The sequence below is a fragment of the Kitasatospora sp. NPDC004799 genome, assembly GCF_040609095.1.
GTDB lineage: Bacteria > Actinomycetota > Actinomycetes > Streptomycetales > Streptomycetaceae > Kitasatospora.
In genome coordinates, this window is record NZ_JBEXJK010000224.1 from 1 (window position 1) to 13,709 (window position 13,709).

Annotated in this window: 13 protein-coding genes and 1 pseudogene; 5 read left to right on the forward strand and 9 right to left on the reverse strand. The window is 75.5% G+C overall.

Features of this window, described 5'->3' with window-relative positions; translation table 11 throughout:
* Positions 1-162: 162 nt before the first annotated feature.
* The 7 genes from dpgB to ABZW03_RS25300 form a co-directional block, all read right to left on the reverse strand.
* Positions 163-846, reverse strand: a complete 684-nt coding sequence (gene dpgB / locus ABZW03_RS25270; protein WP_355262502.1) for an enoyl-CoA-hydratase DpgB — start codon at positions 844-846, stop codon at positions 163-165.
* A 26-nt stretch (positions 847-872) separates the two neighbouring features.
* Positions 873-1,973, reverse strand: coding sequence for a 3,5-dihydroxyphenylacetyl-CoA synthase DpgA (gene dpgA / locus ABZW03_RS25275; RefSeq protein WP_355262505.1), 1,101 nt, complete (start codon positions 1,971-1,973; stop codon positions 873-875).
* Positions 1,970-3,433 (reverse strand): PLP-dependent aminotransferase family protein, encoded by a 1,464-nt coding sequence (locus ABZW03_RS25280; protein WP_355262508.1) that lies wholly within the window; start codon positions 3,431-3,433, stop codon positions 1,970-1,972. Before ABZW03_RS25280 ends, dpgA begins: the two co-directional genes overlap by 4 nt.
* Positions 3,434-4,353: 920 nt before the next feature.
* Positions 4,354-5,253 carry an SAM-dependent methyltransferase gene (locus tag ABZW03_RS25285; RefSeq protein WP_355262536.1) on the reverse strand — a complete coding sequence of 300 codons (900 nt, stop codon included), beginning with the start codon at positions 5,251-5,253 and terminating at the stop codon, positions 4,354-4,356.
* A gap of 74 nt (positions 5,254-5,327) precedes the next feature.
* Positions 5,328-5,951 carry an isochorismatase family cysteine hydrolase gene (locus ABZW03_RS25290; RefSeq protein ID WP_355262511.1) on the reverse strand — a complete coding sequence of 208 codons (624 nt, stop codon included), beginning with the start codon at positions 5,949-5,951 and terminating at the stop codon, positions 5,328-5,330.
* A complete protein-coding gene (locus ABZW03_RS25295) occupies positions 5,948-7,087 on the reverse strand; it encodes an isocitrate/isopropylmalate family dehydrogenase (protein ID WP_355262514.1) in 1,140 nt (379 codons plus the stop codon). Before ABZW03_RS25295 ends, ABZW03_RS25290 begins: the two co-directional genes overlap by 4 nt.
* Entirely contained in the window at positions 7,084-7,620 is a 537-nt protein-coding gene (locus ABZW03_RS25300) for an EF-hand domain-containing protein (protein ID WP_355262516.1), read from the reverse strand. The genes ABZW03_RS25295 and ABZW03_RS25300 overlap by 4 nt, the downstream gene beginning before the upstream one ends.
* A gap of 373 nt (positions 7,621-7,993) precedes the next feature.
* On the opposite strand from ABZW03_RS25300, the gene ABZW03_RS25305 reads away from it, so the two are divergent.
* Positions 7,994-8,296, forward strand: a complete 303-nt coding sequence (locus ABZW03_RS25305) for a hypothetical protein (RefSeq protein WP_355262519.1) — start codon at positions 7,994-7,996, stop codon at positions 8,294-8,296.
* 229 nt (positions 8,297-8,525) lie between these two features.
* On the opposite strand, the gene ABZW03_RS25310 is transcribed toward ABZW03_RS25305, so the two are convergent.
* The gene (locus ABZW03_RS25310; protein WP_355262522.1) at positions 8,526-9,521 is read right to left on the reverse strand and encodes a helix-turn-helix domain-containing protein; all 996 of its coding nucleotides are present in this window, start codon (positions 9,519-9,521) and stop codon (positions 8,526-8,528) included.
* Positions 9,522-9,715: 194 nt separating this feature from the next.
* Here ABZW03_RS25310 and ABZW03_RS25315 point away from each other — a divergent pair, with 194 nt between their 5' ends.
* Positions 9,716-10,528, forward strand: coding sequence for a maleylpyruvate isomerase family mycothiol-dependent enzyme (locus ABZW03_RS25315; protein WP_355262525.1), 813 nt, complete (start codon positions 9,716-9,718; stop codon positions 10,526-10,528).
* A gap of 30 nt (positions 10,529-10,558) precedes the next feature.
* On the opposite strand, the gene ABZW03_RS25320 is transcribed toward ABZW03_RS25315, so the two are convergent.
* Positions 10,559-11,017 carry a MarR family transcriptional regulator gene (locus ABZW03_RS25320; protein WP_355262528.1) on the reverse strand — a complete coding sequence of 153 codons (459 nt, stop codon included), beginning with the start codon at positions 11,015-11,017 and terminating at the stop codon, positions 10,559-10,561.
* Positions 11,018-11,121: 104 nt separating this feature from the next.
* Here ABZW03_RS25320 and ABZW03_RS25325 point away from each other — a divergent pair, with 104 nt between their 5' ends.
* From ABZW03_RS25325 to ABZW03_RS25335, 3 genes and pseudogenes are all read left to right on the forward strand, one after another.
* Positions 11,122-12,378 (forward strand): alpha/beta hydrolase, encoded by a 1,257-nt coding sequence (locus tag ABZW03_RS25325; RefSeq protein WP_355262530.1) that lies wholly within the window; start codon positions 11,122-11,124, stop codon positions 12,376-12,378.
* Between the two features lie 130 nt (positions 12,379-12,508).
* Positions 12,509-13,492: an aminoglycoside phosphotransferase family protein gene (locus tag ABZW03_RS25330; protein ID WP_355262533.1), complete on the forward strand. Its 984-nt coding sequence runs from the start codon at positions 12,509-12,511 to the stop codon at positions 13,490-13,492.
* A gap of 39 nt (positions 13,493-13,531) precedes the next feature.
* A pseudogene (locus ABZW03_RS25335) lies at positions 13,532-13,639 on the forward strand (arylsulfatase); the annotation flags it as partial.
* Positions 13,640-13,709: the final 70 nt, after the last annotated feature.

The window sequence follows — 13,709 nt, forward strand, 5'->3', positions numbered from 1 at the left end:
TGCGGGTCGGTGTTGATCAGGCCGAAGGCGTTCGGGCCGATCACCCGCATGCCGGCCGCGCGGGCCTGGCGGACCAGTGCGCGCTGGCGGTCCCGTCCCCGGCGCCCGCCCGTACGGCGGCGGGGGCTCGGGCGTCGGTGGGGGCCCGGGTGTCGGCCGTGCTCACGCCGTCACCTCGTCCGCGGTCCGGGTGCGCCGCAGCGCGCGGTCGCAGGCGGCCAGGTGCGGGCCGAGCGCGTCCTCGAAGCTCATCCACTGGGCGTCGAAGGCCAGTTGGCGGCGGATCGCGAGTTCGGGGCCGGACAGCCGGCGCAGCAACCGGGCGGCGGTGGCCAGGGCGCGGCCCGGGTCCGGGCTCACCTCGTCCACCAGGCAGCGCTGCAGGGCCTCGCGGGCGGTGATCGGCGCCCCGAAGAGCACCGTGCGCCGCGCCGCGGCCAGCCCGAGCTGCTGGACCAGCCGGAAGCCGGCCATGCCCGGCCAGGTGGCCTGCCCGTGCACGGACAGCAGCAGCCGCAGGTCCGGCGAGGCCACCCGCAGGTCGCAGGCGAGCAGCAGGTCCAGCGCGGCGCCGCCGCAGTCCCCGCTCGCCGCCGCCAGCGTGGGCAGCCGCAGCCGCTCGAAACGCCGTACCGCCCGCTCCCACTTGGTGACGGTGGCGACGTCGCCGGACCGCTCCACCGCCCCGCCCGCCGGGGCGCCGGAGACGAACACGGTCGCGAAGCCGGTGCCGGCGGACTCCGCCGCGTCGCAGAGCCCGGTGAGGTCACCGGTCAGCTCGGGCGAGAGCTCCCGGCGGCCGTCCACGTGCAGCACCGGGCTTCCGAGAAGGACATTGACAGGCATGACGGTCTCCCTCGCGTCGGGTTGGGTCACCACTGGATGAGCGCGGATTCGATGGTGGAACCCGGTCCCATGGTCATCAGCACGCCGTAGTCCCCGGCGCGGACCACGCCCTCCTTCAGGAGCCGGTCGTAGGAGAAGAGGAACGAGCCGCTGGAGACGTTGCCGAAGTCCCGCAGCACGGTGATGGTGTGCCGCAGGTCGTGGCGGGTCAGCCCGAGGTTCACGGCGACCGCGTCGATGACCTTCTTGCCGCCGGAGTGCACCAGCCAGTGCGCGACGTCGTCGCGGCGCAGCGAGGTGCCGTCCAGCAGCCGGTCGATCACGCCCTCCACGTGCGCGCCGACCAGGTAGGGGATCTGCGGGTCCAGGAAGAAGCTGAAGCGGCCCTGGTCGCGGTCCCAGTCGTAGCGCATCGCGTCGATGGCGTCGACGATGGTGACGCTGGACGTCTTCAGGATCCGCGGGCCCGCGAGCCTCTTCCTCCCGTTGTTCGGCTGCGGGCCGTCGGCCATCACCGCGACCGCCGCGGCGCCGTCGCCGAAGAGGCTGTTGACCACCGCCGTGCGCATCGTGGAGTCCATCGTGTACGCCGCCGAGCAGGCCTCCGAGCAGACCATCACGGCCAGCCGACCCGGATTGGCCGCGGCCCAGTTGCCCACCACGGCCAGCGCGTTGAGCCCGGCGTTGCAGCCCATGCCGACGATGTCGGCCCGCGCGGTGTGCCAGTCCATGCCCAGCTTGCGGATCAGCAGCGCGCTCAGCCCGGGGGTCAGGAAGCCGGTCGAGGTCACGCAGCACAGGTACGCCACCTCCGACAGGGCGGCCCCGATCCGCTTCAGGCACAGCGCCAGCGCCTCCGAACCCATGCTCACGGCCCAGGCCTTGTGCTTGTCCAGGAGGTCGCCCTGGCTCTCCCGCAGCCGGGTGCCGTCGGGCGCCGCCGGGGGCAGCACCAGCGAGCGCTGCTGGATGGAGCCCAGCAGGAAGACGGAGCGCACCTTGCGGTCGGTGATGCCGAACAGGTCGAGCAGCTCCTCCTGGGAGTAGTGCTCGGGGGGCACGGCGGTGCCCACGCCGAGGATGCGCGGGGCCGTGGCGGCCGGGGCCCGGTCCAGGGTCGCGGTCATGATGCGTCACTCTCCGTTCCGGTGCCGGGCACCGCGCCGGCCGGCGTTCTGCCGCCGCGCGTCCCGTCCTCGTGCCCCCCGCTGCCGTTGCCGTTGCCGCGCGCCTCGCCCTCGTGCCCCCCGCCGCCGCTGCCGCTGCCGCTGCCGTTGCCGTTGCCGCGTGCCCGGGCCTCGCCGCTGAGCACCTCCACGAACCGCGCCAGCCGCTCCACGCCCTCCGCCACCTGATCCATCGTCAGATAGCTGATGGCCAGCCGGATCTCCCGCTCGCCCCCGCCGAACGGGTGGAAGAACTCCATCGGCGTCCAGAGCACCCCGAACTCGCGGGCCGACCGCTCCAGCGCCGCCGTACCGGTGCGGAAACCGGTGCGCAGGGTCAGGAAGAACCCGCCGTCGGGACGGTTCCAGTCGACCCCGAGCTCCCGCCGGCGCCCCTCGGGCAGCCGCCGGTCGAGCTGCGCGAGCGTCCCCGCCATGCAGCGGCCGTAGTGCTCGGCGGCCCTGGCGTTCAGCACGGACAGCCGGCCGTCCGCGCTGAGCAGCGCCCCCGCCGCGGCCGCCTGGCTGAGCGAGGAGGTGTTGACCGTGACCATGCTCTTGACCTTCGCCAGGTCCTCCGCCAGCAGCCGGATCCGCCCGCCGCCGTCGCGCACCTCCTGGTCCGCCAGCACGTAGCCGACCCGCGCGCCGGGGAACAGCGTCTTGGAGTACGTGCCCAGCTGGATCACGCTCCCCGACCTGTCCAGCGCCTTCAGCATGGGGTGGCGCGGACCCGGACCGCTCAGCCGGTAGGGGCTGTCCTCCAGGACCAACAGCCCCTGCTGCTCGGCCAGTTCGAGCAGCGCGGTGCGGGTCGGCAGGTCCAGCGTGGACCCGGTCGGATTGGCGTGGTCCGGCACCACGTACACCGCCCTGGGCCGGCGCCCGGCGGCGCGCTGCGCCCGGACCGCCTCCTCCAGGTCCGCCACGACCAGCCGCCCGTCACGCTCGGGCACCGCGACCACCGGGATGTCGAGCAGCCGCGCGGCCCCGATGATGCCCACGTAGCACGGGGTGACCAGGACGAGCACGTCCGCGGGCGTCGCGAACAGCGTGCGCAGCGTCAGGAACATCGCCTCCTGCGCACCGACGGTCACCACGATCGCCTCGGGCGCGACCTCGAACCCCTCGTCCTGGCGCAGCGAGTGCGCGACCAGCTCCCGGATCTGCCCCGCGGCCGGCCCGTACTGGTAGAAGCGGCTGCGCACCTCGGCCGGCCCCGCCCCCCGGCTCTCCAGGTACGCCGCGTACCGGCGCAGGTGGTCGTGGACCTCCTCGACCTCGAAGAACCCGTCGTACGGGCGCCCCGGGGCGAAGGACACCGCGTCCGGATAGCGGTAGGTGATCTCGTTCAGGAAGTTCATCCGGTCGAGGACGGGGTCCTCGATGCTCGAGTGCAGCGTCGTCGAATCGAGCACCATGGTGCCCACCTTTCCGCGTACGGGCCGGAGTTCGGGCCCCGCGCCCCAGGGCGCAGGGCACGGCCCGCGGGAAGGACGTGCGGCAGGGCACCGGTGCGGGCGGTGTGCGGCGGACGGCCTGCCCGCGGCCGTAAACGCGGAGCGCACCGCGCGGCCGCCCGGCGGCGTCTCCGCGCGGTCCCGGGCCGCACGCCTCGGGCGCCGACGAGCGCCCCGGGCGTGCGCGACGGGACCGGGGAGCGTCCCGCCGGCGGTTCGCCGGGATCGTCCTCCCGCGTTCGCACATCGACCGATTTCGACTTCAACTTCATGGCGGCCCCTCGACCCGGCCTGGGGGCCCGGTTCCCGGCAGCACCACAGCGCGGGCACCACCTGTTCCGGTGGCGCGGGCGCGGCGCTTGAACGCGAAAACGGCCGTCGAAGGCGACGGGGCCGAGCGCGAGGCGGGGATGTCGATCATCCCGGGCGCGCCCTGTCGCCACGTCGAACCGGCAACGGATATCGAACGGATACCTGGAGCAAGGGCCCTGTCTGCTGTTTGTTCCGTTCCAGTACGCGCCCCCGGGCAAGGGCCTGTCAAGTGCCCACCGTTTCCGCCCGGCTACGCTCCGCGACCGCCGTCCCGCCCGGGCGGCGCGCCGGTGGCGCTCCCGGCGCCGGTCGCGGGCGGTGGGGCCGGCGCGGCCCCCGCGCGCGGCCGGTACCGGGCGGGTCGGCAACGCCCGTGGACGGAGGGGCGGTTGGGGCCCCGGGAGCGGGGCGGCCCGGCCTGTGGCGCCGGGCGCCGCCCGGCGGCGACAGGGAGGCGCCGACCGGTGACGAAGCGTGATGCCCGAAGGGCACAAATTGGTGCGAAATACCCCGGCGCCGCCCGGCTCGCCGACCCGGGCGGGCACCGGGCCGCGGGCACCGGGCCGCGGTCACCGGGCCCGCGGCACCCGCCTCCGTTCCCCGTCGCCGCCCGCCCGCCCGGCGCGGACGGCGAACACCCAGCGGTTGGCCGCCAGCGCGTCGTCCGGCTCCGGCACCGGGCCGCGGCCGTGCAGGGCGGTGAAGTCGTACGGGCTGCGCACGGCCACCGTCCAGCCCCGGCGGGCGAGTTCGGCGGCGGAGTCGGGGCGGGGTCCGGCGTCGAAGAGGGCGCGCAGGTCGATGCCGAGCCGCTGCCGGGCCGCGACGTACACGGGCGCCGCCCGTACCGCCGGCGGCTCGGCGGCCACGTCCTTGACCTCGTAGGCGAGGGTGCTGCCTGGTGCGCTGAGCCGGTGCACGGTGGACATCAGCCGCCGCTCGGCCTCGGCGGGCAGGTAGAGCAGCAGCCCCTCGGCGAGCCACGCGGTCGGCGCCGCCGGGTCGAACCCGTCCGCCAGCAGCGGCCCGGCCCAGTCCTCGCGCAGGTCGGCGGCCAGCGGGCGGCGCCCGGTGGTGGGAGCCGCGCCGGCCGCGTCGAGGACCGCCTGCTTGAAGGCCAGCACCGGAGCGGTGTCGATCTCGTGCAGGACGCGGCCGGGCGGCCAGTCGAGCCGGTACGCCCGGGAGTCCAGGCCCGCGCCGAGCAGGACGACCTGGCGCGTGCCGGCCCGCGCCGCGGCCAGCAGGTGGTCGTCCAGGACGCGGGTGCGCAGCCCGAAGTAGCGCCCCAGGCGCCCCCAGAGCGGATCGGCGTCCCCGCCGGGGACCCGGTCGGGGTGCAGCGGCCAGTGCGCCGAGTCGGGGCAGGCGCGGACGAAGTGCTCGGCGAGCGGGTCGCGGGCCAGCGCGTCGGGGCGGTGGGACTCGATGGCGCGGGCGGCCGCCACCAGCAGGGCGGTGCGGCCCACCCCGGCGCCGACGCCGCCCGCCGCGGCCGCGCCGTCGGCGCCCGCCGCGGCCGCGCCGTCGGCGGCCGGCCCGGCTACGGCGCGCACGGCTCCTCCTCGGGCGCGGGCGCCGTCCAGGCCGCGGGGTCGTCGGCGGTGGTGGTGCGGGCGCCGTACAGGACGCGCATGAACCGCAGGACGTCGTCGTAGGGCAGGTGCAGGGAGGTGGTGCAGTCCGTCAGGACGGTGATGTGGAAGCCCTTCTGGAAGGCGGTGCGGGCGGTGGAGTCCACGCAGACGTCGGCGTACAGCCCGGCGAACACCAGGTGCCCGGTGCCGCGGGCGCGCAGGTGCTCCTCCAGGCCCTCGCCGAGGAAGGCGTCGAAGCAGGCCCGCTTGGTGACGACCCGTTCGCCCGGCGCCGGGGCCACCCCGTGGAACTCCGCGCCCCAGCTGCCCTCCAGGCACTTGGGCCGCTTGCCCAGCCGCCGGTCCCGCGCGCGCCAGGCCGCGCCCTGGTGGCGGGCGTCGCCGTGGAAGCGGACGAACACCACCTCCACGCCCGCGCGCCGGGCCCGCCGCACCGCCCGGACGCTGTTGGCGACGACGGACGCCAAGGCGGCCGGGTCGCCGCCGAAGCGGGCCCTGGCCACCTGCCCGGCGCAGAAGTCGTTCTGCAGGTCCACCACCACCAGGGCCGTCCCGGCCGGGTCGGTCACGGCTCGCCCACCAGGGCCGCGGCAGCGGTGGCGGCGCCGGCGCCGGGCGGGTCGAGGGCGTCGAGCAGCGCGTCGACCACGGCGGTGGTGGAGTGCTTGCCGCCGAGGTCCGGGGTGCGCACGCCCGCCTCGTCCAGGGCGGCGAGGGCGGCCTCGACCGCCCCGACGGCGCCGGGCACGCCGGCGTGCCGCTCGGCGACCAGGGCCGCCGCGCGGACCGTGGCCACCGGGTTGACCAGGTCGCGCCCGGCCAGGTCGTCGGCGGAGCCGTGCACGGTCTGGTACTCGACCAGCCCGGCCGCGCCCGGGTCCAGGCACACGTTCTCGGTGCAGCGGCTCTCCTGCCGCTCGGCGCCGAAGCGGTCCAGCAGGACCACGTGCATGATGTCCGCCCACTCGTTCCCGGCGATCAGCAGCGTGCGGTCCGGCAGGCCGTGGGCGATCAGGTTGCGGTTGACGGTGTCGGGCTGGAACACCTCGATCCGTACGCCGAGCCGCTCGGCGATCCCGGCGACCCAGGCGTCGAACGCGCCGTCCAGGAGGTGGAACTTGTAGGCCATGACGATGCGGTCGATCCGCCCGTCCGGCCACTCGCGCCGGGCCCGTTCCAGGGCGTGGCGCACGACGGCCTCGGTGGTCTCCCGGCTGAAGGCCAGGGTGCGGGTGACCTCGCCCGGGGTGTGCAGGTTCTCCCCGGTGTAGAAGCCCTGGGCCTGGTCGCGGACGAGGAGCAGGGACGTTTCTCCGTCCCGTAACAGGTCGACCTTGACGGCGCGCAGGCGGCGGCGCACCAGGTACAGGGACTGGGCGTTGATCGCGGTGCGGAAGACGGCCGTGGTGCCGCCGGCGGCCAGGTCGCGGCAGAACCGCTCGTAGTGCTCCGCGTCCCGCCCGGTCAGCTCCTGGATCTCGGCGGGGCCGCCCTGCGCGCGCAGCGAGACGTAGGAGTGGTAGCGGCGCGGGGAACGGACGATCCGCACCCCGTGGGGGTGGGCGGCAGTGAGCACCCGCAGGACGCGCTCGAAGACGGCGGCGAGCTCGGGGCCGGTGCCCCGGCCCACCGCCAGCCCGATCGCGGGCCGCCCGGCGGCGGGCGCCGGCTGGGAGCCGGCGCCCTGGTGCACGGCCGGGGTCACGCGGCGGTCCCGGGGACCAGGCGGTCGCCGGGGATGCCGGCCTTCTCGGGGCGGTAGTAGTCGCGGATGCCCTCCGCCCAGACCGCGACCGGGACGCGGTCGCCGTCCACCGGGCCGAACGCGTCGAACAGCGCCTCGATGTTCCGGTCGTCGAACCCGATCGCGGTCATCAGGGCGAGGAAGTCCGGGCGGGTGACCAGGCCGTCGCCGTCCGGGTCGCCCAGCGCGGACAGCGACCGGGCGAACTCGTCGATCGTGGCGTCGAAGCGCTGCGGGTCGAGCACCACGGCGGTGAACTCCTCGGGGCTGATCCGCCCGTCGCCGTCGGTGTCCAGCTCAGTCACCAGCGTCTGCCAGTAGCCCTGCAGGGCGCCGAGCAGCCGGTCCTTGGCGTCCTCGTCGCCGTGGGGGAGCGCGGCGACGACCCGACGGCCCATCAGGTCGAAGTCGTCCGGCTCGATCACCCCGTTCCCGTCGGCGTCGAACAGCGAGAACACGAGCCCGACACGGTCGGTGGCAGCGGCAGTGGGCATGGCGGTACACCTCGGTCTTCCCGGACGAAGGACGCCGCCGGGCCGGTGCCTCGGCGACCGCTCCACTATCCGGCCCCGCCCCGGCCGTCGGCGTGCGAAGCGCGGGCGCACCACCCGATCGAAGGCAATGCGCCCCGCCGTGCATGACGCACCGGTCGGCTGGACAGGTAATCAGGCTGGCCCGCGTACTCCCGACCGGGCCGGCCGCGGGGAGCTGTGCCGTCGACTGTGCGCGGCGTCTCCGGCTCTTGGCGCTGCGTCCGCTCCGTCGGCGGAAGCGTTCCGACCGGGGGAGGGCCGCTCCTAGTGTCCTCGGTGAAGCAGCCGCCTTCGCCCGAAAGCGGACTGCCGACACACACCGGAGGGGAATTCCATGCCGAGGACACGCACCTTCGCCGCCGCGGCCGTCGCCGCGGCCTCGCTCGCGCTCGGGATCGCCGCCGCCGCACCGGCGTCGGCGACCACGACGAACACCACCTGCACCACCTGGAGCGACAGCAACACCTTCGGCGGCTACTGCTCCGAAGGCGGCACCTACTTCCGGGCCGTCGCCAAGTGCAACAACGGCCAGACCGTGTACGGCGACCTGCGCCGGGTCGGCGGCGGTACCTGGAGCTACGCGTACTGCACCAGCGTGAACTCCTCGCTCTACGGCGGGAACATCGCCATCGCCTGACCGGCCCGCCCCGTTCGCCCCGGTGGCCCGCAGCCCGAAACGCCGCCCCCAGCCACCGGGGAGCCCCGGGGGCTGCCGGAACTCCCGTCGCCCGGGAACCCCGGCAGCCCCCACCGGAACCGGCCGTGACGCCCGATCCGCGGCCCCGGGCACCGAAGTCCCCCCGAACTCGGCGGAGTTCGGGGGGACTTCCATGAACGGACCTCCCCCCGGGGGGAGTTCGGGTGGGCTACTCCGGCGCCGCCCCGGACAGCGCCCGCTGCCGGTACTCGCGCGGCGAGAGGCCGTACGCCGCCTTGAACGCGCGGCTGAACTCGGAGGCGCCGGGGATGCCGCAGCGGGCGGCGATGCCCTGGATCGGCAGGGCGCGCAGGGCGGGGTCGGCGAGCTCGCGGTGGGCCTTGGCCATCCGCCGGCCGCGGATGAACGCGGCCACGGTCTCGCCGTGGGAGTACCGGGTGAACAGCCGGTGCAGGTGGCTGACCGAGAGGTGGTGGGCGGCGGCGACCACGGGCGGGGTCAGGCCCGGGTTGTGGAGGTTGCGCCGGACGAACGCCCGGACGTCCTCCACCACGGCCCGCTGCCGGGCGTCCGGCGGCAGCACGTCCGCGGCGTCGAGCTCCCCGGCGATCCAGGCCGCCACCAGGTCGACCACCACCGCCCCGAGGCGGCCGGTCTCGGCCGGCTGCAGGGCGGCGGCCCGGCGGTCCAGGCCGAGCAGGAAGTCCGCCAGCAGCGCGCCCGTCCCCTCCCGCCCGCACAGCCGGCGCCCGAGCAGGTCGCGCAGCCGGTGCGCGGGCACCGGCAGCAGCGAGGCCGGCAGGTCGACGCCCACGCCGGCGATCCGCGACTCCGCCGGGGCGCCGACGTCCAGGGAGTGCATGTCGTACGGGTGCGAGCTGTCGACGAGCGACAGGTCGCCGACCCCGAACGTCTCCCGCTGGTCGTCGGCGCGCCGCAGGGCCATGCCGCCGGCCGTCAGCAGCGTCAGGTGGTACACCTCGTCGTCCGACTGGCGCACCATGCGCTCGGTGCGCCGGAACCGCGCTGAGGGGAACGACGTCCCCAGCAGCGCCACCGGCCCCAGCTCGGCCCGCCGGACCTGCGCGCTGAAGCTGTCGGCGTGGGCGCTGGTCGCGTCGCAGACCCGGGTCCGTCCGACCAGGTCCCGCCAGTGCTCGAAACGCTCCTGCGCCGACCGGCCGACCTCCACGCCCACGGACATCCCGCTCCCTCCCGATCGATTCCCCTACCGGGAGGCGCCCGCGCCGCCTCCCGTTCCCTCACGGCAGTTCGACGCGGCGGGGGCGGTCCGGGTTGTACGGGCGCGGCCCCGGCTCCGGGGCCGATGGAACGCACGTTCTCCGGGCGTGTCGCCGGACTGGACAGCGGTGCGCGCGTCGTCCAGTCTTCACCAGCATGACGTTCCCTCAGCACTCTCCCGGTACCGCGCGCACCGCGCTCTTCGAGGCGGTCACCGCGGTCGGCGACGAGGCCGTCGCCCTGCTCGCCGACTGCCGCGGCGACACCCCGATCCCCGGCGCGGAGTGGACGGTCGCCGAGGCGGCCGCCCACCTGGCGATGGCCAACGAGCTGATGGCCGCCCTGGCCGCCGGCGAGGAACGGCCGTACGGGGACGGCACCCCGGGGGCGCTGGCCGCGGCGAACGCGGTCTCGCTGGCCGAGCGCACCGAGCGCGACCCGGCCGTGCTCGCCGGTCAGATTGCCTGCCAGGCCTGGGAGTTCGCGGCGGCGGCCGGCCCGCGCACCGGCGCCGAGCCGGTGGTCACCCCGCTCGGCCCGATGGACCTGGACACCCTCGGCGCCTACCTGCTGACCCACATGCTGGCCCACCTCTACGACGTCGCCGTGGCCCTGGGCCGGCCGCACCCGGTGGACCGGCGGCGGGTCGAGCTGACGATGCCGTTCCTGCGCACGGCCATGCCGCTGGTGACGGACGCCCGTACCGCGGCCGGCCACAGCGCCTGCTACCGGCTGCGGCTGCGGGGCGCGGGCGGGTTCGCGGTGACCTTCACGGACGGCGCCGCCGTGGTGAGCCAGGAGCCGCCGCGCCGCCCCGACTGCACGATCGTCGTCGAGCCGGTGGCGTTCTTCCTCCTCGCCCTGGGCCGCTGCTCCACCGCCGGGGCCATCGCCCGGGGCAAGGTGTTCGCCTGGGGCCGCCGCCCGTGGCTGGCCCCGGCCTTCCCGGGGCTGTTCACCGCCCCCTGAGCCCGGGGGCCGTCCCCCGGGCCGCCGCCCTCACAGCCGGTCGTAGACGGCGGACAGCCGCTGCAGCACCTCGGTGGCCCGGTCGAGGGCGGCGTCGTCGTAGTCGTCCAGGTCGGCGTGCAGGGCCTCGACCAGCGCCTGCTGGCGCTGGTCGTGCCGGGCCCGCCCGGTGTCGGTGAGGGCGACCAGCACCGAGCGCTTGTCCTCGGGCTGGCGGGTGCGGGTGACGTAGCCGGCCGTGACCAGGCCGTTGACCAGCTGGGTGGTGGCGGCGCCGGTGGTCTCGGTGCCGGCGGCGAGCTGGCCGATGGTCAGGGGGCCCTGTTCGGCCAGGGTGCGCAGGGCCCGGGCGTGGGTGAGGGAGAGCGCGCCCGGGGTGCGGGTGGCGCGCCCGCGCAGCCGGGCGTCGGCCGCGCTGAGGCGGTAGGCGGCGCGGGCCAGGCGGTCGAGCGCCCGGGCGCGGTCGTCGGCGGGTGACGGCTCGGTCATGGTCGGTTCCTCCTCGCGGGTTGACAGCAGCCTAGCCTCAGTACTTAATGACTAAGTACTTATTGATTAAGTACTGAGTCAACCGGACCTCCAGGAGGAGACCCATGACCATCCGATCGACCGGCCAGAGCTGGGCCCTGGACACCGCCCTCGCCCAGGGCGGCTTCGACGCGCTGCACCCCGAGGCCGTCGGGACCATGGAGCAGCTGGGCCACGACCACACCGACTTCGCCAAGGTCTTCGCACTGGTCCGGAGCGGCGCGATGCTGCCCAAGGCGTGGGCGACGGTGGCAGGCCAGGCCGAGGAGCGCGCCGCCCACCACGAGCGCAACGGCTTCGCGCGGACCGCCGCCGACCTCTACCAGCGGGCGGCCGTGATGTGGGGCCGCGCCCAGTACTCGCTCTTCGACGCCGCCGACCCGCGCAAGGCGGCCATGCGCGAGCGCGCCGACCACTGCGTGGAGCGCCTCGGCGTGCTGCGCGGGGGCCGGGTGCGGCGGGTGGAGCTGGACTTCGAGGGCTCGCGCATCTTCGCGCTGCTGCACCTGCCGGCCGGCCCGGTGGAGAACGCGTCGGCCGTCATCCTCGGCCCGGGGATGGACATGATCAAGGAGGACTACATCTGGGCGGCCGAGCGCTACTACACCTCGCGCGGGATGGTCGCGCTGTCCGTCGAGGGCCCGGGCCAGGGCGAGAGCCGGGCCGGCGGGCTGACCGTCGACCTCGGCAACTACGAGCGGGCGATCGGCCGTTACGTCGACTACCTGGCCGCGCTGCCGGAGGTCGACGCCGACCGGATCGGCATGTTCGGCATCTCGATGAGCGGCTACTGGGGCTCCCGGGCGGCCGCCACCGACCGCCGCCTGGCCGCGCTCGCCGCCTTCGAGGCCGTCACCGGCGACTTCGCGACGATCTTCGAGCGCGCCCAGCCGACCTTCAAGAACAACTACATGTACATGGCCGGGTACACCGACGAGGAGGCCTTCGACCGCGACCTCGTCCAGCGGATGCCGCTGGGCGACCTGGTGGCCGACATCACCTGCCCGGTGCTGTACGGGATCGGCGAGTTCGACGAGCTCACCGACCTCGGCCAGGCGCTGGAGAGCTTCGAGCGCGTCCGGGCGCCGAAGGAACTGCGGGTCTACGAGGACGAGTTCCACCCGCTCGGGGGAGTGGCGGCCGAGGTCTTCCGGTTCGGCGCGGAGTGGCTGGAGCGGGCCCTGGCCGGCGACTTCGCCGAGCCGGGACGGGACGTGCGCCACTACGTCCACCGCGACGGCCGCACCACCGACGGCAGCGCCGACCCCACCTGGTGGCTCGGCACCGCCCCGGCCCGGCTCGTGGAGGCCCGCCGCGGCTGAGCCGCCGTCGAACCGCGGTGCCCGCTTTCCGCACCGCCCGGGTCCGCCCGGGCGGACCCGGGCGCGGAAACTCGATGGCGAACCGCCGTGCGGGCGCGCCAGGATGGCGCCCATGCCGTCCATGCCGCCCATGCCGTCCAGCACCCTCACCCCGAAGCCCCCCGCCGGCTCGACCGCTCTGCGGCCGGGCTGGCTCCAACTGCCCGCCCCGGTCCGCTCGTTGATCGAACGCCGGCTCGGCGGCCGGGTGACCGCCGGCCCGAGCGCGGGCGACGGCTTCACCCCGGGCTTCGCGGCCGTCCTGCACGGCCCGAAGGGGCCGCAGTTCGTCAAGGCGGCCAACGGCGCGAGCGACCCGGTCATCGCGGACTGCTACCGGCGGGAGGCCCTGATCAACCGGGCGCTGCCCGCCGCCGTGCCCGCGCCGCGGCTGCGCTGGCTGGAGGAGGACGACGGCTGGGTGGTCCTCGGCCTGGACGCGGTCGCCGGCGCCCGGACGCCTGCCGACCCCTGGCGCCCCGCCGAACTCGCCGCCGTCCTCGACACCTGCACGGCGATCGCGCGGGAACTGGAACGCCCCACCGGCGCCCTGCTCGACGTCGGCCTGCGGCCGGTCGCCGAGGAGTCGACCGACGCCTGGCGCGACCTGGCCTCCGGCGGCGGCGACTGGGCCGACCGGCTGCCGGGGTGGTTTCCCCGGGGGCTGGTCGACCCGCTCGCCGAGCTGGAGAGCGGCTGGGCCGCGGCCACCGCCGGCCACTCCGTCCTGCACTGGGACCTGCGCCGCGACAACGTGCTGTTCGACGGGCGCGGCAAGGCCTGGGTCTGCGACTGGAACTGGCCCTGCCTGGGCGCGAGTTGGCTCGACCTCACGGTGCTGCTCGCCGCCGCCCACGCCGACGGCCACGACGCCTCCCGCCTGTTCGCCGACCACCCCACCGCCCGGGGCGTCGCCCCCGAGCAGCTGGACACCGCGCTCGCGGCCCTGGCCGGCCTCTTCCTGCGCTCCGGCACCCAGCCCCCGAAGCCCGACTCGCCGGAGCTGCGCGGACACCAGACCTGGTGCGGCGAGGTCGTCCTCAACTGGCTCTCCGAGCGCCGGGGTTGGGCCTGACCCCGGGCCTGACCGCCCTCCGCCGGTACCATCGCGCCCATGCTGGCACTGCTCCACACTTCGCCCGTCCACGTCCCGGTCTTCGACGCGCTCCGCGACCGCGCCCACCCCGGCCTGCCGCTGCGGCACCTCGTGGCCGAGGACCTACCGGCAGAACAGCGTGGTGTCGAAGTCCTTCGGCATCCTGGCTGGCCGACCGGAGTGCTACGTCTACTCC